Origin of the sequence: Streptomyces sp. NPDC101160, assembly GCF_044768205.1 — a bacterium.
Classification (GTDB): domain Bacteria; phylum Actinomycetota; class Actinomycetes; order Streptomycetales; family Streptomycetaceae; genus Streptomyces.
Map to the genome: position 1 here is coordinate 171,136 of NZ_JBIWPJ010000004.1, position 22,065 is coordinate 193,200.

The window sequence follows — 22,065 nt, forward strand, 5'->3', positions numbered from 1 at the left end:
GTCTTCCCCTTCGGAGACTTTGCCAGAACGAAAGTGTTCAAGCTTTTTCGCACGTTAGGCATGTATATACCGCAAATCAAACACGAAACGGGCTAATCACCCTAGTGCCGCAACGCGGAAGAGCCGTTGCGGAGTTCCGGGCGTCAGTCGTCTTCAGGGAATCGACCCTCGTCGAGGTCCTTCATCAACCGGTCCAGACGCGCTGCCGCGTCCGTGATGTCGTGCTTCGCCGCGGCCGTCACGACCAGCAGCTTCCGGGACAGCGCCATCCTTACGCCCTCCGGGACTTGCAGTTCGCGCACCCTTCTGTGCGCTTGCTTCAATCGGGCGGCGACGGCCTCGTAGAGCTCGAGTTGGCTGTCACCTTCCATGCACCGATTGTGCCATCTAGGGCGAGTTGTCGCCCGACCGGGCCTCAACAAGCGACTGCGCCCCCCACCGGGCGGTGGGGGGCGCAGTCGTGGAAACGCGCTGCTCAGACCGTAATTGTACGGGGCTTGAAGGCCGGTCGAGCTGCCTCGTAGGCGGCGATGTCCGCTTCGTTCTGAAGGGTGAGGCTGATGTCGTCCAGACCGTTCAGCAGCCTCCACCGGGCGTTCTCGTCGAGCTCGAAGTCGGCGTCGATCCCGGGGGCGAGGACCTTGCGGGCCTCCAGGTCGACGGTGACCTCGACGGTCGGGTCGGCCTCGGTCAGCTCCCACAGGGCGTCGACGGTGGCCTGCGGCAGGACGACGGTGAGCAGGCCGTTCTTCAGCGAGTTGCCGCGGAAGATGTCGGCGAAACGGCTGGAGATCACGGTCTTGAAGCCGTAGTTCTGCAGCGCCCAGACGGCGTGCTCACGGGAGGAGCCGGTGCCGAAGTCGGGGCCGGCGACCAGGACCGTGGCGCCCTGCCGCTCGGGGCGGTTGAGGACGAACTGCTCGTCCTTGCGCCAGGCCTCGAAGAGACCGTCCTCGAAGCCGTCGCGGGTGACCTTCTTCAGCCAGTGCGCCGGGATGATCTGGTCGGTGTCGACGTTGCTGCGGCGCAGCGGGACGGCGCGGCCGGTGTGCGTGGTGAAAGCTTCCATGGTTCCTCAGACCCCCGCGGTGGTGGCGACGTCGGACAGATCGGCCGGGGAGGCCAGGTGGCCCAGGACGGCGGTGGCGGCGGCGACCTGGGGGGAGACCAGGTGGGTGCGGCCGCCCTTGCCCTGCCGGCCCTCGAAGTTGCGGTTGGAGGTGGACGCGGAGCGCTCACCGGGGGCCAGTTGGTCGGGGTTCATGCCCAGGCACATGGAGCAGCCCGCGTGCCGCCATTCGGCGCCAGCCTCCTTGAAGACCTTGTCCAGGCCCTCCTCGACGGCCTGCAGGGCGACCCTGACGGAGCCGGGGACGACCAGCATGCGGACACCGTCGGCGACCTTGCGGCCCTCCAGGAGGGTGGCGGCGTTGCGCAGGTCCTCGATGCGGCCGTTGGTGCAGGAGCCTACGAAGACGGTGTCGACCTTGATGTCGCGCAGCGGCTGGCCGGCGGTCAAGCCCATGTACTCCAGGGCCTTTTCGGCGGCGAGGCGCTCCGAAGCGTCTTCGTACGAAGCCGGGTCGGGGACGTTCGCCGAAAGCGGGGCGCCCTGGCCGGGGTTGGTGCCCCAGGTGACGAACGGGGCCAGCTCGGCGGCGTCGATGACGACCTCGGCGTCGAAGACGGCGTCCTCGTCGGTCTTCAGCGTCTTCCAGTACGCGACGGCGGCGTCCCAGTCCTCGCCCTCGGGGGCGTGGGCGCGGCCCTTCAGATAGGCGAAGGTGGTCTCGTCGGGGGCGATCATGCCCGCGCGGGCACCGGCCTCGATGGACATGTTGCAGATGGTCATCCGGGCCTCCATCGAGAGCTTCTCGATGGCGGAGCCGCGGTACTCCAGGACGTAGCCCTGGCCGCCGCCGGTGCCGATCCGCGCGATGATCGCCAGGATCAGGTCCTTGGCGGTGACGTCCTCGGGCAGCTCGCCGTCGACGGTGATCGCCATGGTCTTCGGGCGGGCCATGGGCAGCGTCTGGGTGGCCAGCACGTGCTCGACCTGGCTGGTGCCGATACCGAAGGCCAGCGCGCCGAAGGCACCGTGCGTGGAGGTGTGGGAGTCACCACAGACCACGGTGGTGCCCGGCTGGGTCAGTCCCAGCTGCGGTCCCACCACGTGGACGACGCCCTGCTCGACGTCGCCCAGCGGGTGCAGCCGGACGCCGAACTCGGCGCAGTTCTTGCGCAGGGTCTCCAGCTGGGCCCGGGAGACCGGGTCCGCGATCGGCTTGTCGATGTCGAGCGTCGGGGTGTTGTGGTCCTCGGTGGCGATGGTGAGGTCGAGGCGCCGCACCTGCCGGCCGTTCTGCCGGAGGCCGTCGAAGGCCTGGGGGCTGGTCACCTCGTGCAGCAGGTGCAGATCGATGAAGAGGAGGTCGGGCTCGCCCTCGGCGCGCCGGACGACGTGGTCGTCCCAGACCTTCTCCGCGAGTGTCCTACCCATCGCTTTCCCTCCGGCCGGCGGCGTGCGCCGGCACCCTAGAGACCCGTTTCGCGGGCCGTCGTGCGGCCGCACCTCAAGAGTGACAAGATCCTCGGAAAATTGAACTTGCGTTTCACAGAGTGAGACGCGAATATCGTTTCATGGACAACTCTAGCGGCGTAGGCGTTCTCGACAAGGCAGCCCTTGTCCTGAGCGCCCTGGAGTCCGGTCCGGCCACCCTCGCAGGTCTGGTCGCGGCGACGGGACTCGCACGACCCACGGCACACCGACTGGCCGTGGCACTGGAACACCACCGGATGGTGGCCCGCGACATGCAGGGCCGGTTCATCCTCGGACCGCGGCTGGCGGAGCTCGCCGCCGCGGCCGGTGAGGACCGCCTGCTCGCGACCGCCGGGCCGGTGCTGACACACCTGCGCGACGTGACGGGCGAGAGCGCCCAGCTCTACCGGCGCCAGGGCGACATGCGCATCTGCGTGGCGGCGGCGGAGCGGCTCTCGGGCCTCCGGGACACCGTGCCGGTCGGCTCCACGCTGACCATGAAGGCCGGCTCGTCCGCGCAGATCCTGATGGCCTGGGAGGAGCCCGAGCGGCTGCACCGCGGCCTCCAGGGCGCGCGCTTCACGGCGACGGCCCTGTCGGGCGTACGGCGCCGCGGCTGGGCCCAGTCGATCGGCGAGCGCGAGCCGGGCGTGGCGTCCGTCTCCGCGCCCGTACGCGGCCCCTCGAACCGCGTGGTGGCCGCCGTGTCGGTCTCGGGCCCGATCGAGCGTCTGACCCGCCACCCGGGCCGTATGCACGCCCAGGCGGTCATCGACGCCGCCGCCCGCCTGACCGAGGCCCTGCGCCGCAACGGCTGACCCTGCCCGCTTTCCCTCTCTTCATCTGTACGTGTCCGGCCCACCGCTCCAACGCCGCAGCGGTGGGCCGGAGTTGTGTGCGTGTCCTGACACACAACGAAGAAGCCCTCCCCCGAAGGGAAGGGCTTCTTCGTTCTGTACCCCCGACCGGATTCGAACCGGCGCTACCGCCTTGAGAGGGCGGCGTGCTAGGCCGCTACACAACGGGGGCGTGGATCTTGCGTTTCCGCAGATCACAGCTGGTCTACCAGGACTCGAACCTAGACTAACTGAACCAGAATCAGTCGTGCTGCCAATTACACCATAGACCAAAGTGGTTTAGACCAACTCGTACCCCCGACCGGATTCGAACCGGCGCTACCGCCTTGAGAGGGCGGCGTGCTAGGCCGCTACACAACGGGGGCCCTAGCGATCCTGCATCGGGTTCACCGGGAGCTACCCAAGTGATCCCGCGGGAAGGATCTGTACCCCCGACCGGATTCGAACCGGCGCTACCGCCTTGAGAGGGCGGCGTGCTAGGCCGCTACACAACGGGGGCTTTGTGGATGCCATCCACGGTTTGCAGATGAGCTCTGCGAGCTGGCCTACCTGGACTCGAACCAAGACTAACTGAACCAGAATCAGTCGTGCTGCCAATTACACCATAGGCCACCGGAACTTGATCACTTCGAGAAGGGATCCTGCTCGGCTTGCGCTTTCGGGGCTTTCCGGCCTTTCGGCCCGTTCCCCTGGGCGCAGGAAGAACATTACCCGAAGGTGGACGGTGCTCCAAAACGCGTATCCCCGAGCAGCACCCCGGGCAGCTGGTGGAGGTCCGTGATGCGGTTCAGCTCGGGCCGTCCGCCGGTGTCCGCCCGGTCCAGCCAGACCCCGAGCAGCCCCGCCTCGACGGCGCCGCGCGCGTCGGTGTCCGGCTGGTCCCCGACGTACGCCACCTGGCCCGGCGGCAACCCCAGGGCCGTACAGGCCGCGTGGAACGCCTCCGCGGCCGGCTTGGCCACTCCGAGCTCGGCGGCGCAGAGAACGGCCTCGAAGCGGTCCCGTACGCCCAGGGTGCGGAGCTTGGGGTCCTGGGCGTGGATGCTGGAGTTCGACAGGACGCCGTGGCGGTAGTCACGGGCCAGCAGGTCGAGCACGGGCACGGCGTCGGGGAAGAGCTCCCAGGCGGCCTCGTAGTGCACCACGTAGCGGTCGAACCAGCCGTCGGCCTCGTCCGAGGTCATCCCCGGCCGCTCCAGGAAGTCCCGCACCCGCCACCGCCGCTGCTCCTGCCAGTCGCCGAGCCCGGCCTCGTAGCGCCGCCAGTGCAGCGCCGTGAGCTCCTTCCAGCGCCCGAGGGCCTGGTCGACGGAGTCCCACCCGTCGACCAGACCCTCGGCGGCCAGGTGCGCCCGCATGCCGGCGCGGTCGGCGCCCCCGTAGTCGAAGATCGTGTCGTCCACGTCCCAGAGGACGGCGCGGATGGTCATGGAAATGACGGTACCCCCGGCCCGGGTGCGGGACGGGGGTACCGGCGGGTACGGACCGGGTCAGCCGGCGAGCTTCGCCAGGGCCGCGTCGATGCGGGCCAGGGTCTTGTCCTTGCCCAGGATCTGCAGCGACTCGAAGAGCGGCAGGCCGACCGTGCGGCCGGTGACGGCGACGCGGACCGGGGCCTGGGCCTTGCCGAGCTTGAGGCCGTGGGCCTCGCCGGCGGTCAGGACGGCGTTCTTGAGCGACTCCGGGTCGTTCCAGTCGGCGTCCACGAGCTTCTCGCGGGCGGTGGTGAGCAGGGCCACGGGCTCGCCCTTCATCGCCTTGTCCCAGGACGGCTGGTCGAAGACCGGCTCCTTGAGGAACAGGAAGTCGACGTTGGCCGTGATGTCCGACAGGACGGTCAGGCGGGTCTGGGCGTACGGCGCGATGGCCTCCCAGGCGGCGCGGTCGAAGTCCTCCGGGGCCCAGTTGGCGTGCGGGGCCTTCAGCCACGGCTCGCAGGCCGCGGTGAAGTCCTTCACGTCCAGCATGCGGATGTGGTCCGCGTTGATGGACTCGGCCTTCTTGAGGTCGAAGCGGGCCGGGTTGGCGTTGACGTCCGCGATGTCGAACTTCTCGACCATCTCGGGGATGGTGAAGAGGTCCTGGTCGGCGGAGAACGACCAGCCGAGGAGCGACAGGTAGTTCAGCAGGCCCTCGGGGAGGAAGCCGCGCTCCCGGTAGAGGTTGAGGGAGGCCTGCGGGTCGCGCTTGGAGAGCTTCTTGTTGCCCTCGCCCATGACGTACGGCAGGTGGCCGAAGGCCGGGATCTGCTTGGCCACGCCCAGCTCGATCAGCGCCTTGTAGAGCGCGATCTGGCGCGGGGTGGAGGAGAGCAGGTCCTCGCCGCGCAGGACGTGGGTGATCTCCATCAGGGCGTCGTCGACCGGGTTGACCAGGGTGTACAGCGGGGCGCCGTTGGCGCGCACGATGCCGTAGTCCGGGACGTTCTCCGGGGTGAAGGTGAGCTCGCCGCGGACCAGGTCGGTGAAGGTGATCGTCTCGTCCGGCATCCGGAAACGGACGATGGCCTCGCGGCCCTCGGCCTTGTAGACCTCGACCTGCTCGGCGCTCAGCTCGCGGCAGTGGCCGTCGTAGCCGGACGGCCTGCCGGCGGCGCGGGCGGCCTCGCGGCGGTCGTCCAGCTCGGTCTGGGTGCAGTAGCAGTGGTACGCGTAGCCGCCGGCGAGGAGCTTGTCGGCGACGTCCTTGTAGATGTCCATCCGCTGCGACTGGCGGTACGGCTCGTGCGGGCCGCCGATCTCCGGGCCCTCGTCCCAGTCGAGGCCGAGCCACTTGAGCGAGTCGAGCAGCTGGTTGTACGACTCCTCGGAGTCGCGCGCCGCGTCGGTGTCCTCGATGCGGAAGACCATGGTGCCCTGGTTGTGCCGCGCGAAGGCCCAGTTGAAGAGGGCGGTGCGGACCAGGCCCACATGGGGGTTGCCGGTCGGGGAGGGACAGAAACGGACGCGGATGTTCGCGTTAGCCACGCTTGATCACCCTGTTGGTGAGAGTGCCGATGCCTTCGATGGTGACGGCGACCTCGTCGCCGACGGTGAGGGGGCCGACCCCGGCGGGGGTGCCGGTGAGGATGACGTCGCCCGGGAGCAGCGTCATGGCCTCGGTGATGTGGACGACCAGGTCCTCGATGGAGCGGATCATGTCGCTCGTACGGCCGAGCTGTCGTTGTTCGCCGTTGACCGTGGCCTGGATGGTCAGGTCGCTCGCGTCGGCGATGCTCAGGCCGGTCTCGACCCAGGGACCCAGCGGGCAGGAGGTGTCGAAGCCCTTGGCGCGGGCCCACTGGGACTCGCGCTGCTGGACGTCGCGGGCGGTGACGTCGTTGGCACAGGTGAAGCCGAAGACGACGTCCTTGACGCGCTCGCGGGGAACCTCGCGGCACATGCGGCCGATGACCACGGCCAGTTCGGCCTCGTGGTGCAGCTCGTTGGAGAAGGAGGGGTACTCGATGGCGTCGCCGGGGCCGATCACGGAGGTGGTGGGCTTGAAGAAGGCCACCGGGACCTCGGGGACCTCGTTGCCGAGTTCCTTCGCGTGCTCCGCGTAGTTGCGGCCGATGGCCACCACCTTATTGGGGAGCACGGGCGGCAGGAGCCGGACCTTGCTCAGCGGGACCTTGGTGCCGCTGAGCTCGAAGTCGGTGTACGGGATGCCCTTGATGATGTCGAGGACCAGGCCGCCGGACTCGACGGTTCCCTCGCCCTCGACCGCGCCGAACGCGACGTTGCCGTCGATGGAGAATCTGGCGATGCGCACGAGTGCTGTCGCCCCTCACTTGCTACTGGCTGGAGTCTGACGCTCCAGGCTAACGCGGCGCGAGGGGCCGACCGGCGGATTTGCCGCCGGTCGCGGACGTGCGGGGACTTACGGGGCGGTGGAGAGGTACGCCGGGACGTACGGCGCCGGCGGGGTCATCAGGACCGTGCGGCGCGGGTTGGCGGTCGTGCCCGGGAGGGCGGCGGCGTACTCGGGCTGGACGGGGCGGCCCAGCTGTGCGGCGTCCTCGAGGTGGGCGAGGGTCGAGCGGCGGGGGTTGGCCGTGGTGCGGAGTACGGGCGTCGTCTTCATCGCGGTGTCGGACCCTTGTCTGCGGTGGGGGGCGCCCACGCGGGCGCGCGGGTCTCCCATTCTGTAAAGCGTCAGGCTAAACATGCAATTCCCTTCGATTGCATGGCGGACCCAACGAACTACGTGTGAGTTTGCTCACCAATTGAGGAACAAAGCGGGCATTACGCTCCGCCACGCGAGGTGACCGAAACGGACATTCCTCCACTGAACGCGGCATTCCGCTCCTGATCATGTCGACTGGGACACCCCTCCCCCCTTGCCCCTTCGGGCAGATTCGCCCGATTCCTCCGTGATCATCTTCTACATGGGGTGACACTTCGTACACGCGTTGTCATCCCCTTGGGGCCACGCCCCACGGCCCTTGTTGGAGATCCGGCACTGTGCTGGAATTCCACGCACCGCCGCGGGTTTGAGGCCGGTGTGCAGGGGGCGCAACGCAGCGCCGGCCGAGTGGCGGGACTAGGGGGATCTGCGCCGGTCACCGACGACCACCACTGGGACGCACCTGCGTCCCACGACGCCGACACCGTCTTCTCCGTTCATCCGGAAAGACGCCTGGTCCAGAGGTTGCGACGCTAGTGCAGGGACGTTTCAAGAGGGATGGCACGGGCTCTTCCCAGGCCCGAAAGGGCCGAGGGGAAGCTCCGGCGGAGCAGGAGCCGCGTGCCGGGACCCAGCACGGTTCCCCGGCCTCGCAGCCGCAGCATGCTTCCGGCGGCCCCGGCAACTCCGGCGCCGACCGCGGCGGCAAGGGCGGCAAGGGCGCCAACCCGGCCAAGGCCGGCGGCTCCGACGGTGCCCGCGGTACGGCCGCGGACGCCGCCGCCGAGCACGCCCCGCTGCCCAAGCTCAACGCCGAGGCTCAGGTCGGGCCCCGAATAGCCCTGCGCAACTGGCGCATCTCCACCCGCCTGGTCGCCCTCCTGACCCTCCCCGTGGTCGCGGCGACCAGCCTCGGCGGCATCCGCATCAGCGAGTCCCTGCACGACATGGACCAGCTGGACCAGATGCAGCTGCTCACCCGGCTGACCAAGGAAGCCACCAACTTCGCCGAGCAGCTCCAGCAGGAGCGCGACCTGTCCGCCGGTCCGCTGGCCAACGGCAAGGACCCGAGCGACTACCAGGTCGCCAACCCGCGGAAGAACACCGACCGCGCGTACCGGGCGTTCCTGGAGGCCACCAAGGAGATCCCGGCCACCGAGGACGACGAGTCGCTGCGGAGCATCCGGCAGAACGTCAACCAGATCGCCTCGCAGGTCAGCCAGCTCGGCACCATCCGCGTCAACGCGTACAAGCAGGACGGCACCGCCCACTCGGTGACCGTCGAGGCGTACAGCCGGCTGATCCGCTCGCTGCTCAGCCTGTCCCAGGACATGGCGCAGGCCACCAGCAACCCGGAGATGATCAAGCGGACCCGCGCGCTCGCCGCGTTCTCGTCCGCCAAGGAGTACGCCTCCATCCAGCAGGCGATCATCGCCTCCGCGCTGCCGCCGAACGACAGCAAGCCCGCCAACCTCCAGCTCGGTGACCGCCTCTACGGCGAGGCCGCGTTCACCAGTGAGGGCGTCGAGCTCAAGTCCTTCCAGGCGATCTACGAGTCGGCCGGCGGCGACGCCGCGGAGCTGACCGCCTCGCTGACCAACGGCAACCCCTCGATCGAGGCGGCCGACAACTACTCGCAGCGGCTGCTGAACTCCAGCCGCGGCCTGCCGGACGTCAAGCGCGGCCACCTGAACTTCACCGACGAGTACGGCACCAAGATGCGTGCCATGAAGACCATCGAGGCGACGCTGCTCGGCGAGATGGAGACCAAGGCGCGCGAGCTGCGCCAGGAGTCGCAGCGCGACGCCATCATCAACGGTGCGCTGATCCTCCTCGTCCTCGGCGTCTCGCTCGTCGGCGCCTTCGTCGTGGCCCGGTCCATGATCCGGTCGCTGCGCCGGCTCCAGGACACCGCGACCAAGGTCGCCCAGGAACGCCTGCCCGAGCTGGTCAAGCAGCTCTCCGAGGCCGACCCGCAGGACGTCGACACCTCCGTCGAGTCCGTCGGTGTGCACTCCCGCGACGAGATCGGCCAGGTGGCCGCGGCCTTCGACGACGTGCACCGCGAGGCGGTCCGCCTCGCCGCCGAGCAGGCCCTCCTCCGGGGCAACGTCAACGCGATGTTCACCAACCTCTCGCGCCGTTCGCAGGGTCTCATCCAGCGTCAGCTCTCGCTCATCTCCGAGCTGGAGTCCCGCGAGGCCGACCCGGACCAGCTGTCCTCGCTGTTCAAGCTCGACCACCTCGCGACGCGCATGCGCCGTAACGGTGAGAACCTCCTCGTCCTCGCCGGTGAGGAGCCGGGCCGCCGCTGGACCCGCCCGGTCCCGCTGGTCGACGTGCTCCGCGCCGCCGCGTCCGAGGTGGAGCAGTACGAGCGCATCGAGCTGGCCTCGGTCCCCGCGACCGAGGTCGCCGGCCGCGTCGTCAACGACCTCGTGCACCTGCTCGCCGAGCTGCTCGAGAACGCCACCTCCTTCTCCTCGCCGCAGACCAAGGTCCGGGTCACCGGTCACGCGCTGCCCGACGGCCGCGTGCTCGTCGAGATCCACGACACCGGCATCGGCCTCTCCCCCGAGGACCTCGCCGCGATCAACGAGCGGCTCGCCTCGCCGCCCACCGTGGACGTCTCGGTCTCCCGCCGCATGGGTCTGTTCGTGGTCGGCCGCCTGTCCCTGCGGCACGGCATCCGGATCCAGCTGCGCCCGTCCGACTCGGGCGGCACCACCGCGCTCGTCATGCTCCCCGTCGACGTCGCCCACGGCGGCAAGAAGCCGGCGCCGAAGGCCGGTCAGGCCGGCCAGGGCGCCGTCCCGCAGGGCCAGGGCGCCCCGGGCGGCCGGCTCACCGCCGGTCCCGGCGCGGCCGGCGGCCTCGGCGGCGGGCGTCCGGGCGGTGCCCCGTCCGCGCCCGGCGGCCGGCTCGGCGCGGGCGCGGCCCGTGGCGCGCTGCCCGGCCAGGGCGGTCAGCGGCCGAACGGCCAGGCTCCGCAGCAGCCGCAGGGTCCGAACCTCTTCCAGGAGCGCCCGCAGGCGCCGGCCCCGGCCCAGGCCCAGGACCGGTCCCTGGACCGGGGTCCGGAGACCGCGCAGCTGCCGCCCGTACCGCAGGACCCGCAGCAGCCGGGTCTCGGCGGCGCGGCGCCCGGCGGTTTCGTCGGCGGCGCGCAGAGCGCGATCCCGTCCCGTACGGACATCTGGGGCGGCCAGAACCCGCAGGCCCAGCAGGACCGGCAGGCCCAGCAGGACCGGCAGGCTCCGCAGGACCGGCAGCAGCCGGCGCCGCAGGGCCAGAACGGCTTCCCGCGTGCCGAGCTGCCGGGCGGCAACCCGCAGCCGCAGCAGCCCCGCCCGCAGGCCACCAGCTGGGGCAACGACCCGGTGCAGCCGGTCCGCCGGCCGCAGCAGGACATGACCCCGCCGGACGCGCCGCGCGGCCACGAGGACCCGGAGACCACCGGCGGCTACCCGCAGCCGGTCCCGGGCTACCCCGAGGGCCCCGGCTCCACCGGTCAGTTCGCCCGCCCGGACTACGGGATGCCGCAGCAGCCGCAGGCCCCGCAGGGCTACCAGGACCCGGCGTCCACCGGGCAGTTCCCGCAGGCGGACTACGGGATGCCGCAGGCGCCGCAGCCCCAGCAGGCCCCGCAGCAGCAGGCGTTCGGCCACCAGCCGTACGTGCCGCAGGCGCAGGCCCCGCAGCAGCACGCCCAGGCCCCCGCGCCCCAGCAGCGTCCGGCGAACCAGCCGGCCCAGCCGCAGCAGCCGCAGCTCCAGCAGCCGCGTCAGCCGGAGGCCCTGCCGCCGGCGCCGTCCGCCGGTGACGGCCGTACTCCGCTGTACGACACGCTGGAGACGAACTGGTTCCACCAGGAGCAGGCCCAGCAGGCCCAGGCCCAGCAGGGCGGTCAGGCTCAGCAGGCCCAGGCCCAGCAGGGTCAGCACGGTCTCCGTCCGCAGCAGGCCCCGGCGCCGCGTCAGGCCGCCCCGGCCCCGCGGGTGCCGGACGTCGAGCGGACCATGCAGACCCCGGTCGTCCCGCAGCGGCCCGCCCCGGCGGCCCCGCAGCAGCCGGAGGCCGGGCGGCAGAACGGCGCGGCCGCCTGGCGGACCTCGCCCAACGACGAGCTGGTGCGCCAGGCGGAGCGGGCGCGCAAGCCCGCGGCCGGCGGCGTCACCACCTCCGGGCTTCCGCGGCGCGTGCCGCGGGCCAACCTCGTGCCCGGGACCGCCCAGGAGCAGGCCAGCTCGGCCGGCCCCCAGGTCTCCCGCGCACCCGACGACGTCCGCGGCCGGCTCACCAATCTGCGCCGCGGTATCCAGCAGGGCCGTCAGGCGGGCAACTCCACCACGGGTTCCTTCCACGTCGGCCCGACCCAGCAGCAGGAGCGTTAGTTGAGCGCGATGAGCCAGGCGGCGCAGAATCTGAACTGGTTGATCACCAACTTCGTGGACAACACCCCAGGGGTGTCGCACACGGTGGTGGTCTCCGCCGACGGACTGCTCCTTGCCATGTCCGACGGGTTCCCCCGCGACCGTGCCGACCAGCTGGCGGCGGTCGCGTCCGGACTGACCTCGCTGACCGCGGGGGCGTCCCGGATCTTCGAGGGCGGGCCCGTCGCCCAGACCGTGGTGGAGATGGAGCGCGGCTTCCTCTTCATCATGTCCGTCTCCGACGGTTCCTCGATGGCCGTGCTCGCGCACCCGGAGTGCGACATCGGCCTCGTGGGCTACGAGATGGCGCTGCTCGTCGACCGTGCGGGCAGCGTGCTCACCCCCGACCTGCGGGCCGAGCTCCAGGGCAGCCTGCTGCGCTGAGCCAACCCTTTGTCCGTATCCGCAACCGAACCGACGTGCCCAGGGCGGTGCGCCCCTCCGCACCGCCTCCGGACCGTTCACCGTCCGGCCGCCCCACCCGGCCCCCCACCGGCCCCATCAGACGGCAGAAGGTTCTGCTGTCACGCCCGGAGGATTCATGACCCCGCCCCCCGCCTCTCACGATCCGTACGGCGTCTCCATAGACGATCCGTACGGATCGGAAGGCGACCAGCCGCTGGTCCGTCCCTATGCGATGACCGGCGGCCGGACCCGGCCGCGCTACCAGCTCGCCATCGAGGCGCTGGTCAGCACCACGGCCGACCCGGCGCACCTGGCCACCCTGCTCCCCGAGCACCAGCGGATCTGCCACCTGTGCCGTGAGGTGAAGTCGGTGGCGGAGGTCTCGGCCCTGCTCTCGATGCCGCTCGGTGTGGCGCGCATCCTCGTGGCCGACCTGGCCGAGGCCGGCATGGTGGCCATCCACCAGCCGGGCAACGGAGAGGCCGGCGGCACGCCGGACGTGACACTGCTCGAAAGGGTGCTCAGTGGACTTCGCAAGCTCTAGCGCCGGTGCCGCCTCGGCGGGCCGGTCGACCACCAGCGCGAAGATCGTGGTGGCCGGCGGCTTCGGCGTGGGCAAGACCACGTTCGTCGGCGCCGTCTCCGAGATCAACCCGCTGCGGACCGAGGCCGTGATGACCTCCGCCTCGGCGGGCATCGACGACCTCACCCACACCGGCGGGAAGACCACCACCACGGTGGCGATGGACTTCGGCCGCATCACCCTCGACCAGGACCTCATCCTGTACCTGTTCGGCACGCCCGGTCAGGACCGTTTCTGGTTCATGTGGGACGACCTGGTGCGCGGTGCGATCGGCGCCGTGGTCCTGGTGGACACGCGGCGGCTCGCCGACTGCTTCCCGGCCGTGGACTACTTCGAGAACTCGGGCCTCCCCTTCGTGATCGCGCTCAACGGTTTCGACGGGCAGCAGCCGTACACGCCGGACGAGGTCCGGGAGGCGCTGCAGATCGGGCCCGACGCGCCCATCATCACGACCGACGCCCGCCACCGCGCGGACGCCAAGAGCGCGCTCATCACCCTCGTCGAGCACGCGCTCATGGCCCGCTTGAAGTAGTACACATCAAGTAGAAGTCGAGATACGGCAGTTGTCGTAGAGGTTTTGGGGGTGGTCTGTGTCCTTCGACACGACCACCCCCACGTTGATAACAATCCGACAGAGAATCGGGGCGGGTCGGACACCCGACGCATCCAAGCGGTATCGCTGCGCTCACGTGAGCCCTGCCTTTTGGCGGGGCTCGCTCTTTATGCCCGTTTTATCTGTGGCGTGAGTGCCAAAAACCGGCTGCTTCACACTGTTTGGATGCGGCCCCCCTCACGTGCTGCAATTCATGAACTCCCGAGTAGTACGGCCCTGAACGAAACACCCGGCACAACGTAGGTGCCGACGCCGAGAGGTTGTTGGTCGAGTGAGGCGAAGCAAGGAAAGCTCCGCGGAACCGCAGGCGCGGGGCAACTTCACGCCGCCGTCCCACGCGGTGCCGCAGCCCGCGGAAGAGCTTCCACCCCCGGCCGCCGGCCGCAAGGGCAGCTCCAGCAAGCTGGCGCCGCGGAACTGGCGCGTGCCCACGCGTCTGAACGCGATCCTCCTCATACCCGCGCTCGTGGGCCTGGTCATGGGCGGCTTCCAGGTGAAGACGTCCATCGACACCTGGCAGGAGGCGCAGGACGCCGAGAAGACGGCGCTCATCGTGCGCGCCGCCTCGGACTACGGCCAGGCACTGCTCAACGAGCGCGACCTGACCGCCGCTCCGCTGCTCAAGGCCAAGAGCGCCGAGGACCGCCAGAGCGACGAGATCGCCCAGGCGTACGCCGCCACCGACGAGGCCAAGGCCAAGTTCGACCAGACCGTGCAGAACATGCCGGGCGGGCAGGGCCTGGAGCGCCGCCTCGGGCTGTTCCGCAAGGCCGAGCCGAAGCTGCAGCAGCTGCGCAAGGTCGCCTACACCCGCGCCATGGACCCGGTGAACACCCAGCTCGGTTACACCGAGGTCCAGCACTACCTGATGGAGTTCTCCAACGAGCTCGGTCTGGGCACCGGGAACATCACCAGCTACGGCCGTACGGTCTACGCCATCCAGCTCGCCAAGGCCGCCGAGTCCCTCCAGCGCTCGATCGGCACCCAGCTGCTCGTCCGTCCTTCCAAGAAGGAGGACGTGTTCGCGCAGCAGACGGTTGCGTTCAACTCGTACAACTACCTGGAGCAGATCGCCCTCGGCGAGTACAACTCCGGCGGTACCCAGGAGGACGTGGACCGGCTCAAGGAGGTCATGGCGGGCAAGGCCGCCGAGGGCTCCAAGAAGATGGCCGCGCTCGGCATCGAGCTGCCCAAGGGCGGCGGCCAGGACCCGTCCGTCTACGCCGGCGTGGCGCAGGCGATCGGCCGGTCCAAGGACGCCGACGCCATCGGCTCGCTGAAGCAGGAAGGCATCACCGCCGACACCTGGATGGCCGTCTCCACCGCCAAGTTCGACGGCTACACCGAGGTGGAGAAGGAACTCGTCGACAAGGCCGTGACCGAGGCCGCCGACATCTCCGACAGCGCCCAGACCGACGCCTGGGTCAACGGTGGCGTCGTCGTGGTCGCGCTGCTCGCCGCGTTCGTCATCGCCGGTCTCATGGCCCGCCAGATGGGCCGCTCGATGCGCGAGCTGCGCTCCGCCGCCTTCGGCATCGCCGAGCAGCGCCTGCCGATGCTCGTCGACCAGCTGTCCCGTACCGAGCCGGGCCGGGTCGACACCCGCGTCCAGCCCATCCCGATCGACACGACCGACGAGATCGGCGAGGTCGCCCGGGCCTTCGACCAGGTGCACCGCGAGGCCGTCCGGCTCGCCGCCGAGCAGGCCCTGCTCCGCGGCAACATCAACGCGATCTTCACCAACCTCTCGCAGCGCAACCAGTCGCTGATCGAGGGCCAGCTGACCCTCATCACCGACCTGGAGAACAACGAGGCCGACCCGGACCAGCTGGAGAACCTCTTCCGCCTGGACCACCTGGCCACCCGTATGCGCCGCAACGGCGAGAACCTCCTGGTCCTCGCCGGCCAGGAGCCGGGCCGCCGCTGGGACCAGCCGGTCCCGCTGGTCGACGTCATGCGCGCCGCCGCCTCCGAGGTGGAGCAGTACGAGCGCATCGACATCGAGGGCGTGCCGGAGGCCGACATCCACGGCCAGGCCGTGACCGACCTCGTGCACCTGCTCGCCGAGCTCCTGGAGAACGCCACCACGTTCTCCTCCCCGCAGACCAAGGTCCGGGTCACCGCGACCCGGCTGCCCGACGGCCGCGTCATGGTCGAGATCCACGACAAGGGCATCGGCCTCACCGCCGAGGACTTCGCGGACATCAACCACAAGCTGGCCAACCCGCCGACCGTGGACGCCGCGATCTCGCAGCGCATGGGCCTGTTCGTGGTCGGCCGGCTCGCCGACCGGCACGGTGTCCGGGTCCAGCTGCGCCCCTCGGGCGAGCAGGCCGGCACCACCTCCCTCGTCATGCTGCCGGACGCGATCACGCACGGTGGCGGTGGCGAGCAGCCGATGCAGGACGGCTTCACCGTCTCGCAGATGATGCCGCAGCAGGAGCAGCCCTCCTTCGACCCGCAGACGCAGCCGATGCGTACCGCGGCCGAGCTCGGCTTCGACGACTCGCGCTACGAGGAGCCGGCCGACGAGCGCCAGCTCGACCCGGTCAACCGCTCGCTGATGCGCGAGGAGCGCCGCGCGGCCCTGGAGGCCCAGGTCCAGCCCGGCGGCGACGCCGCGCTGTTCCGGGACGGGGCCGACCTCGGCGCCGCGCAGCAGGGTTACGTACCGCAGGAGCACGAGCAGGAGTACGCCGCGGAGTACTCCGGCGACTACGCTCAGGGCCAGGACGGCTACGCCCCGGCGCAGGACGCCTACGGCTTCCCGCAGCAGGGCTACGAGGGCTATGAGCAGCCCGTCGACGGTTACTCGGAGCAGGCGTATGCGGAAGCCGCGTACGACGGCTCGGCGAACGGCCAGACCGGCTACGTCAACGGCTACGAACCCCAGTCCCACCAGGATGACTGGCCGCAGCAGCCGGCCTACGGCGACGCCTACGCGCAGCAGTTCGGGACGGAATCGGAATCTGTCCAGGTCGCTCCCGAACAGCACCTGGACCACGTAGGCTTCGACCGTCCGGGTGCCACGCCGAACCCCGTCCCGGACACCGGCAACGGACTGACCGGAGCCGGACTGCCGCGCCGCGGCGGCGGCGCCCCCCAGGCGCCGCGGACCGCGCAGCCCGCGCAGTCCGCGCCGCAGGCCCAGCCCGCGCAGCCGGTCGGCGACAGCTTCAACGGCTTCGGCGTCGGCAACGCCGGTGCGGCCGGCAACGGCACGGCCGGCAACGACAACGAAGCCCACGGTTCCGACGACTGGCGCTCGGCCAACGACGAGCGCTGGAAGCGGGCCGAGAAGCTCCGCGACCCGAAGGCGGGCGGGGTCACCTCCTCCGGCCTTCCGCGACGGGTCCCCAAGGCCAATCTGGTCGAGGGCGCGGCGGAGCACACCCCGCAGGGCGGCCCCCAGGTCTCCCGCGCACCGGAGGACGTCCGGGGCAGGTTGAGCAACCTGCGCCGGGGCATCCAGCAGGGACGCAGTGCGGGTACGGACACGAACGGATCGGGCCTCGGCCCGGGCAACACCTACAACCAGGAGCGTTAGTGTGAGCGCGATGAGCCAGGCGGCGCAGAATCTGAACTGGTTGATCACCAACTTCGTGGACAACACCCCCGGGGTGTCCCACACGGTGGTGGTCTCCGCCGACGGCCTCCTGCTGGCGATGTCCGACGGGTTCCCCCGGGACCGCGCCGACCAGCTTGCGGCGGTCGCGTCCGGTCTGACGTCGCTGACCGCGGGCGCCTCCCGGATCTTCGAGGGCGGCGCGGTCAACCAGACCGTGGTGGAGATGGAGCGCGGCTTCCTCTTCATCATGTCCATCTCCGACGGCTCCTCGCTGGCGGTGCTCTCCCACCCCGAGTCCGACATCGGTCTCGTGGGTTACGAGATGGCGCTGCTGGTCGACCGCGCGGGCAGCGTGCTGACGCCTGACCTGCGGGCAGAACTTCAGGGAAGCCTTCTCAACTAACAGACAGACAGTGCGTTTCTCGCCACCGCACCGTAGGGTGCGGTGGCGCGGTTCCGAGGGACATGGGGCCGCGAGGCAGTCGGAGGAGGAAGACGTGGGCACACCCCCGGGCGCGAGCCCTTACAACGGTTACGACGCGCATCAGGCACCGCTCGGCGACGCCGCGCAGAACCGGTACAACTTCCCTTCCGCGCCGAGCAGACAGGGCGTGTCGCAGCCCTACCAGCAGCCCCAGGCCCCGCAGCACGTCCAGCACACCGCCGCCGGCTCACCGAGCGCGCCCGCCGCGCCCGGCCGCCGGCCCGGCTCCCAGGGCGGTTCGGGCGGGCACAACCCGCTCGTCCGTCCGTACGCGATGACCGGTGGCCGTACCCGGCCCCGGTACCAGCTCGCCATCGAGGCGCTGGTCAGTACGACGGCCGATCCGGCCCGGCTGCAGGGGCAGTTGCCCGAGCACCAGCGGATCTGCCGACTGTGCTTCGAGATCAAGTCGGTCGCCGAGATCTCGGCACTTCTCTCCATCCCCCTCGGCGTCGCCCGGATTCTCGTCGCCGACCTGGCGGAGGCCGGACTTGTCGCCATCCACCAGCCCGGCGGCGACGAGGCCGCCGGCGGTCAGCCAGACGTGACACTGCTCGAAAGGGTGCTCAGTGGACTTCGCAAGCTCTAACGGCGGTGCGGCTCGTTCTACCACCAGCGCGAAGATCGTGGTGGCGGGCGGCTTCGGCGTGGGCAAGACCACATTCGTCGGCGCCGTCTCCGAGATCAACCCGCTGCGAACCGAGGCCGTGATGACCTCCGCCTCGGCGGGCATCGACGACCTCACCCACACCGGCGACAAGACGACGACGACTGTCGCCATGGACTTCGGCCGCATCACCCTGGACCAGGACCTGATCCTGTACCTCTTCGGTACGCCCGGTCAGGACCGCTTCTGGTTCATGTGGGACGACCTGGTCCGGGGCGCCATCGGCGCCGTCGTCCTGGTCGACACCCGGAGGCTCGCCGACTGCTTCCCGGCGGTCGACTACTTCGAGAACTCGGGCCTGCCGTTCGTCATCGCGCTGAACGGCTTCGACGGCCACCAGCCGTACACCCCCGACGAGGTCCGCGAAGCCCTGCAGATCGGCCCCGACACCCCGATCATCACGACCGACGCCCGCCACCGCGCGGACGCCAAGAGCGCGCTCATCACCCTGGTGGAGCACGCGCTCATGGCGCGCCTGCGGTAAGTCCCGGCGGACCGAGGACAGTTGCGCGAAGGCCCCGTACACCGATCCGGTGTACGGGGCCTTCGCATGTGTGCGGGTCCGCGGTACGGGCCGGTCAGGAGCCGAGGACCTCGACGTGGTCGCCCACCGCCACGACCAGGACCCGCGCGCCGGGCCCGGTGGTGCGCCAGCGGTGCCGCACCCCGCCGGAGAGCAGGATGGTGTCGCCGCGTCCGAGCCGGTGCACCCGGCCCTCGGCCTCGACCTCCACGGCGCCCTCCGCGACGTAGAGCAGCTCGTCGTTGCGGTGCCGGAACTCGCGGTCGGCCTCCTGCGCGCCGGTGAACTCCAGGGCGTGCAGCTGGTGCCGGCCGCGCACCACGGGCCGCACCCGGGCGTCCGGGTGCAGGCCGCTGTCGGCGTCGGCGCGTACGACGTCGACCGTGCGCGTCTCGTCCGAGGCGGCGAGCAGCTGCACGGCGGTGGTGTCGAGGGCGTCCGCGATCCGCTGCAGCGAGCGCATGCTGGGCCGGGCCCGGTCGTTCTCGATCTGGCTCAGGAAGGGCGAGGACAGGCCGCTGCGGGCGGCCACGTCGGCCAGGGTGAGTTCCAGGGCCCGGCGCCGGCGGCGCACGGCGGCCCCCACGCGTGGCGTGTCCGTCGCCTCCACCGATCCCCTCCCTTTCCCCTGTTCCCGAACCCTACGCGACCCGGGCGGCGACCCCGGCCACGGTTTCGTACTCCTGACACACGCCCGTCACACAACACCTCTACGGTCAAAGTCAGTTGCTCTCATCAAAGAAACTTTGACAGCCGAGGAGTCCCGCCATGTCCGTCGTCGACCAGAACTCACGCCGCCGGCGCCCCACCGGCCTCGTCGCCCTCGACGAGGAGGCCGCCTCCCCGGGCTACACGCTCTTCGCCCCGCTGACCGGCTCCGGCGAGGTCTACCTCGTCGACCTGCACGGCAGGCCCGTCCACCAGTGGACGCTCCCCTACCGGCCGGGCCGGCACGCCCGGCTGCTCGCCGACGGGACGCTCGCCTACAACGGCGTGCTGCCCGGCGAGCCGGCGCTGTTCCCGATGTGGCACAAGTACCGCGGCGGCGTGATGCTGCGGGCCGCGCCCGACGGCACGGTGCTCGGCGAGCACCGCGACCCGTTCCAGCACCACGACGCCCACCACCTCGACGACGGACGGATCCTCTACACCGCGCTCGAACCCCTGCGCGGCGCCGAGGCCGCCTCCGTGCGCGGCGGGGTGCCCGGCTCCGAGGCGCAGGACGGCACCGTATGGGCCGACACCATCCGCGAAGTCGCGCCCGACGGCACCCTGTTGTGGTCCTGGCGCGCCGCCGACCACCTCGACCGCGCCGACTACCCGCTGCACCCCGCGTACGCCCGGGAGCACTGGCCCCTGATCAACAGCGTGACCCCGCTGAGCGACGGGAACATCCTGGCGAGCCTGCGCAGCGTGTCCGCGGTCGTCGTGATCAGCCGGGACACGGGCGAGATCCTCTGGCGGACCGAGCCCGGCACCGTCTCCCAGCAGCACGCGCCGACCGAACTCGCCGACGGCCGGCTGCTCGTCTTCGACAACGGCGTCTTCCGGCCGCACAGCGACGTCCCCTACTCCCGGGTGATCGAGATCGACCGCGGCAGCGGCAAGGTGGTGTGGGAGTACCACGACCCGGCCCGCGAGTTCTTCTTCGCGCCGTTCATGGGCTCCGCGCAGCGCCTGCCGAACGGCAACACGCTGGTCACCGACTCCCCCTCCGGACGGCTCTTCGAGGTGACCCGGGACGGCTACCTCTGCTGGGAGTACGTCGTCCCGCACTTCGCCCCGTACCGCGAGAAGGAGGTACGCGGCCTGTTCCCCGCCGAGCCCAACGCCGTCTTCCGCGCCTACCGCTACCAGGCGTCCGACCTCCCGTGGCTGGGGGCCGGCTCGTGACCCCGACCGCCACCGCCCCGTCCTCCGCCTCCGCCTCCGCCTCCGACGCGCCCGTCGCCTCCGACCCGTCCTCCGCACCCGTACCGGTGCGCCGCCTCGTCCCGCTGGCCGCCCAGCACGTCCTGGCGCTGATCGCCGCCCCGGTCTCCACCGTCTTCCTCACCGCGGGCACCCTGCACCTGTCGCCGGGCGCCACCGCGTCCCTGCTCAGCGCCGTGCTCGTGCTGTGCGGGGCGGGCGCGCTGCTGCAGTCGCTCGGCAGGTGGCGGATCGGCGCCCGGCTGCCCTTCGTGATGCTCCCCGGCGGAGCGGCGACGGCGCTGTTCCTCCAGATCGCCCAGGAGCACGGCGCGCCGGCCGCCACCGGCTCCGTGCTGCTCGCGGCGGCGCTGCTCATCGCCGTGCTGCCGCTGTACGCGCGGATCGTCCGGCTCTTCCCGCCGCTGGTCATGGGCGTCACCGTGCTGCTCATCGGCGTCGCGATGATCCGGGTCGCCGCCCGGCTCGTCACCGGCCCCGACGGCACCGGGGAACCACGCGCGGTGCTGCTCGCCGGCCTCACGGTCGCCGCGACGGTCGCCGCCCTGCTGCTGCTGCGCGGGGTGTGGCGGCAGACGGCGATCCTCATCGGCATGGCGGCGGGCACGCTGCTCGCCGTCGTCACCGGCCTCGGCGCGTTCACGCCCGCCGCCGGCAGCGGCTTCTCGCTGCCCGCCCTGCTCCCGTACGGCGCACCCCGCTTCGACCCCGTCGCCGCGCTCCCGCTGCTCGTCTTCGCTCTCACCACCCTGGCCGAGATCACCGGCCAGACCGTGCTGAACAGCGAGACCGTCGGCCGCACCCCCGACCCCGGCCGGGACGTGCCCCGGGTCGCCCGCGCCGACGCCCTGGTCTCGCTGGTCGGCGGCCTGTTCGGTACGTCGCTGATGGTGACCAGCGCGGAGAACATCGGCATCGTCCGGCTCACCGGCGTCCGCAGCCGGTTCGTCACCGCGGGCGCGGGGGTGCTCCTCGTGGCCCTCGGCCTGGCCACCCCGGTGTCCCGGGCCGTGGCCGGCCTGCCGGCGGCCGTGGTCGGCGGCTCCTCGCTCGTCGTGTACGCGGTGATCGCCGTGATGGGCGTGGAGATGCTGCGCCGGGCCGATCTCTCCGGCACCGGCGGCGGTGCGACGGCGGCGGCCCTGGCGCTCGCGGCCGGCCTGCTGCCGCTGCTCGTCCCGGGCCTGTACGACGGCTTCCCGGCCGTGGCCCGTACGGTCCTGGGCAGCGGGGTGGTCGCGGGCACCCTGACGGCGGTGCTGCTGACCCCGCTCCTGACGAGGGCGCGGCCCGGCGCCCGTACCGCGCCGGAATCCACCGGATAGGGCCGCCGGGAACGCCGAGGCCCCCGGCT

At 71.0% G+C, this 22,065-nt stretch carries 19 protein-coding genes and 5 tRNA genes; 11 read left to right on the forward strand and 13 right to left on the reverse strand.

The genetic code is table 11. The features are described from left to right. Positions 1–143: 143 nt before the first annotated feature. The 3 genes from ACIRSU_RS13830 to leuC all read right to left on the reverse strand — a co-directional run bounded on the left by ACIRSU_RS13830 (position 144) and on the right by leuC (position 2,500). Positions 144–371, reverse strand: coding sequence for a hypothetical protein (locus tag ACIRSU_RS13830; RefSeq protein ID WP_403791736.1), 228 nt, complete (start codon positions 369–371; stop codon positions 144–146). Between the two features lie 104 nt (positions 372–475). Beyond that, on the reverse strand, positions 476–1,069 hold the full coding sequence (gene leuD / locus ACIRSU_RS13835) for a 3-isopropylmalate dehydratase small subunit (RefSeq protein ID WP_403791738.1): 594 nt from the start codon (positions 1,067–1,069) through the stop codon (positions 476–478). Between the two features lie 6 nt (positions 1,070–1,075). After that, entirely contained in the window at positions 1,076–2,500 is a 1,425-nt protein-coding gene (gene leuC, locus ACIRSU_RS13840) for a 3-isopropylmalate dehydratase large subunit (protein WP_403791740.1), read from the reverse strand. A gap of 140 nt (positions 2,501–2,640) precedes the next feature. On the opposite strand from leuC, the gene ndgR reads away from it, so the two are divergent. Then, positions 2,641–3,357 (forward strand): IclR family transcriptional regulator NdgR, encoded by a 717-nt coding sequence (gene ndgR / locus ACIRSU_RS13845; RefSeq protein ID WP_128977462.1) that lies wholly within the window; start codon positions 2,641–2,643, stop codon positions 3,355–3,357. A gap of 138 nt (positions 3,358–3,495) precedes the next feature. Here ndgR and ACIRSU_RS13850 read toward each other — a convergent pair. The 9 genes from ACIRSU_RS13850 to ACIRSU_RS13890 all read right to left on the reverse strand — a co-directional run bounded on the left by ACIRSU_RS13850 (position 3,496) and on the right by ACIRSU_RS13890 (position 7,461). Then, positions 3,496–3,568 (reverse strand) — tRNA-Glu (locus ACIRSU_RS13850). Between the two features lie 28 nt (positions 3,569–3,596). Further along, positions 3,597–3,668, reverse strand: a tRNA-Gln gene (locus tag ACIRSU_RS13855). Between the two features lie 20 nt (positions 3,669–3,688). Next, positions 3,689–3,761, reverse strand: a tRNA-Glu gene (locus ACIRSU_RS13860). 61 nt (positions 3,762–3,822) lie between these two features. Beyond that, a tRNA-Glu gene (locus ACIRSU_RS13865) sits at positions 3,823–3,895 on the reverse strand. 41 nt (positions 3,896–3,936) lie between these two features. Then, positions 3,937–4,008, reverse strand: a tRNA-Gln gene (locus ACIRSU_RS13870). Positions 4,009–4,103: 95 nt separating this feature from the next. Beyond that, a complete protein-coding gene (locus ACIRSU_RS13875) occupies positions 4,104–4,826 on the reverse strand; it encodes an HAD family hydrolase (protein ID WP_403791742.1) in 723 nt (240 codons plus the stop codon). 60 nt (positions 4,827–4,886) lie between these two features. Continuing rightward, on the reverse strand, positions 4,887–6,362 hold the full coding sequence (gltX, locus tag ACIRSU_RS13880) for a glutamate--tRNA ligase (RefSeq protein ID WP_403791744.1): 1,476 nt from the start codon (positions 6,360–6,362) through the stop codon (positions 4,887–4,889). Next, complete coding sequence (locus tag ACIRSU_RS13885; RefSeq protein WP_403791745.1) at positions 6,355–7,149, reverse strand: fumarylacetoacetate hydrolase family protein; 795 nt, start codon at positions 7,147–7,149, stop codon at positions 6,355–6,357. The genes gltX and ACIRSU_RS13885 overlap by 8 nt, the downstream gene beginning before the upstream one ends. A 108-nt stretch (positions 7,150–7,257) precedes the next feature. Continuing rightward, positions 7,258–7,461 carry a hypothetical protein gene (locus tag ACIRSU_RS13890; protein WP_403792551.1) on the reverse strand — a complete coding sequence of 68 codons (204 nt, stop codon included), beginning with the start codon at positions 7,459–7,461 and terminating at the stop codon, positions 7,258–7,260. Between the two features lie 578 nt (positions 7,462–8,039). Between ACIRSU_RS13890 and ACIRSU_RS13895 the strand changes: the two genes are divergently transcribed. The 8 genes from ACIRSU_RS13895 (at position 8,040) to ACIRSU_RS13930 (ending at position 18,740) form a co-directional block, all read left to right on the forward strand. Next, a complete protein-coding gene (locus ACIRSU_RS13895) occupies positions 8,040–11,897 on the forward strand; it encodes a nitrate- and nitrite sensing domain-containing protein (RefSeq protein WP_403791747.1) in 3,858 nt (1,285 codons plus the stop codon). A gap of 9 nt (positions 11,898–11,906) precedes the next feature. Continuing rightward, the gene (locus ACIRSU_RS13900; protein ID WP_403792553.1) at positions 11,907–12,320 is read left to right on the forward strand and encodes a roadblock/LC7 domain-containing protein; all 414 of its coding nucleotides are present in this window, start codon (positions 11,907–11,909) and stop codon (positions 12,318–12,320) included. A 157-nt stretch (positions 12,321–12,477) separates the two neighbouring features. Next, positions 12,478–12,885, forward strand: a complete 408-nt coding sequence (locus ACIRSU_RS13905; RefSeq protein ID WP_403791749.1) for a DUF742 domain-containing protein — start codon at positions 12,478–12,480, stop codon at positions 12,883–12,885. Beyond that, positions 12,866–13,456 (forward strand): GTP-binding protein, encoded by a 591-nt coding sequence (locus ACIRSU_RS13910; RefSeq protein WP_403791751.1) that lies wholly within the window; start codon positions 12,866–12,868, stop codon positions 13,454–13,456. The genes ACIRSU_RS13905 and ACIRSU_RS13910 overlap by 20 nt, the downstream gene beginning before the upstream one ends. A gap of 352 nt (positions 13,457–13,808) precedes the next feature. Beyond that, positions 13,809–17,084: a nitrate- and nitrite sensing domain-containing protein gene (locus ACIRSU_RS13915; protein WP_403791753.1), complete on the forward strand. Its 3,276-nt coding sequence runs from the start codon at positions 13,809–13,811 to the stop codon at positions 17,082–17,084. A 10-nt stretch (positions 17,085–17,094) separates the two neighbouring features. Beyond that, positions 17,095–17,508 (forward strand): roadblock/LC7 domain-containing protein, encoded by a 414-nt coding sequence (locus ACIRSU_RS13920; RefSeq protein WP_362534025.1) that lies wholly within the window; start codon positions 17,095–17,097, stop codon positions 17,506–17,508. A gap of 94 nt (positions 17,509–17,602) precedes the next feature. Then, positions 17,603–18,178: a DUF742 domain-containing protein gene (locus ACIRSU_RS13925; protein ID WP_403791755.1), complete on the forward strand. Its 576-nt coding sequence runs from the start codon at positions 17,603–17,605 to the stop codon at positions 18,176–18,178. Further along, complete coding sequence (locus ACIRSU_RS13930; RefSeq protein WP_399749970.1) at positions 18,159–18,740, forward strand: GTP-binding protein; 582 nt, start codon at positions 18,159–18,161, stop codon at positions 18,738–18,740. Before ACIRSU_RS13925 ends, ACIRSU_RS13930 begins: the two co-directional genes overlap by 20 nt. Positions 18,741–18,834: 94 nt before the next feature. Here the strand turns inward: ACIRSU_RS13930 and ACIRSU_RS13935 are convergent, their stop codons facing one another. Further along, positions 18,835–19,389, reverse strand: coding sequence for a helix-turn-helix domain-containing protein (locus tag ACIRSU_RS13935; RefSeq protein ID WP_403791757.1), 555 nt, complete (start codon positions 19,387–19,389; stop codon positions 18,835–18,837). Between the two features lie 158 nt (positions 19,390–19,547). On the opposite strand from ACIRSU_RS13935, the gene ACIRSU_RS13940 reads away from it, so the two are divergent. After that, the gene (locus ACIRSU_RS13940; protein ID WP_403791759.1) at positions 19,548–20,672 is read left to right on the forward strand and encodes an aryl-sulfate sulfotransferase; all 1,125 of its coding nucleotides are present in this window, start codon (positions 19,548–19,550) and stop codon (positions 20,670–20,672) included. Then, entirely contained in the window at positions 20,669–22,036 is a 1,368-nt protein-coding gene (locus tag ACIRSU_RS13945) for a uracil-xanthine permease family protein (RefSeq protein WP_403791761.1), read from the forward strand. Before ACIRSU_RS13940 ends, ACIRSU_RS13945 begins: the two co-directional genes overlap by 4 nt. Positions 22,037–22,065: the final 29 nt, after the last annotated feature.

What these genes read in the sequence shown, in the direction of transcription:
- ACIRSU_RS13905 (WP_403791749.1), top strand. Translation starts at nt 12,478, where the DNA reads ATGACCCCGCCCCCCGCCTCTCACGATCCGTACGGCGTCTCCATAGAC.
- ACIRSU_RS13830 (WP_403791736.1), bottom strand. Translation starts at nt 371, where the DNA reads ATGGAAGGTGACAGCCAACTCGAGCTCTACGAGGCCGTCGCCGCCCGA.
- ACIRSU_RS13940 (WP_403791759.1), top strand. Translation starts at nt 19,548, where the DNA reads ATGTCCGTCGTCGACCAGAACTCACGCCGCCGGCGCCCCACCGGCCTC.
- leuC (WP_403791740.1), bottom strand. Translation starts at nt 2,500, where the DNA reads ATGGGTAGGACACTCGCGGAGAAGGTCTGGGACGACCACGTCGTCCGG.
- ACIRSU_RS13890 (WP_403792551.1), bottom strand. Translation starts at nt 7,461, where the DNA reads ATGAAGACGACGCCCGTACTCCGCACCACGGCCAACCCCCGCCGCTCG.
- ACIRSU_RS13920 (WP_362534025.1), top strand. Translation starts at nt 17,095, where the DNA reads ATGAGCCAGGCGGCGCAGAATCTGAACTGGTTGATCACCAACTTCGTG.
- ndgR (WP_128977462.1), top strand. Translation starts at nt 2,641, where the DNA reads ATGGACAACTCTAGCGGCGTAGGCGTTCTCGACAAGGCAGCCCTTGTC.
- ACIRSU_RS13900 (WP_403792553.1), top strand. Translation starts at nt 11,907, where the DNA reads ATGAGCCAGGCGGCGCAGAATCTGAACTGGTTGATCACCAACTTCGTG.
- ACIRSU_RS13875 (WP_403791742.1), bottom strand. Translation starts at nt 4,826, where the DNA reads ATGACCATCCGCGCCGTCCTCTGGGACGTGGACGACACGATCTTCGAC.
- leuD (WP_403791738.1), bottom strand. Translation starts at nt 1,069, where the DNA reads ATGGAAGCTTTCACCACGCACACCGGCCGCGCCGTCCCGCTGCGCCGC.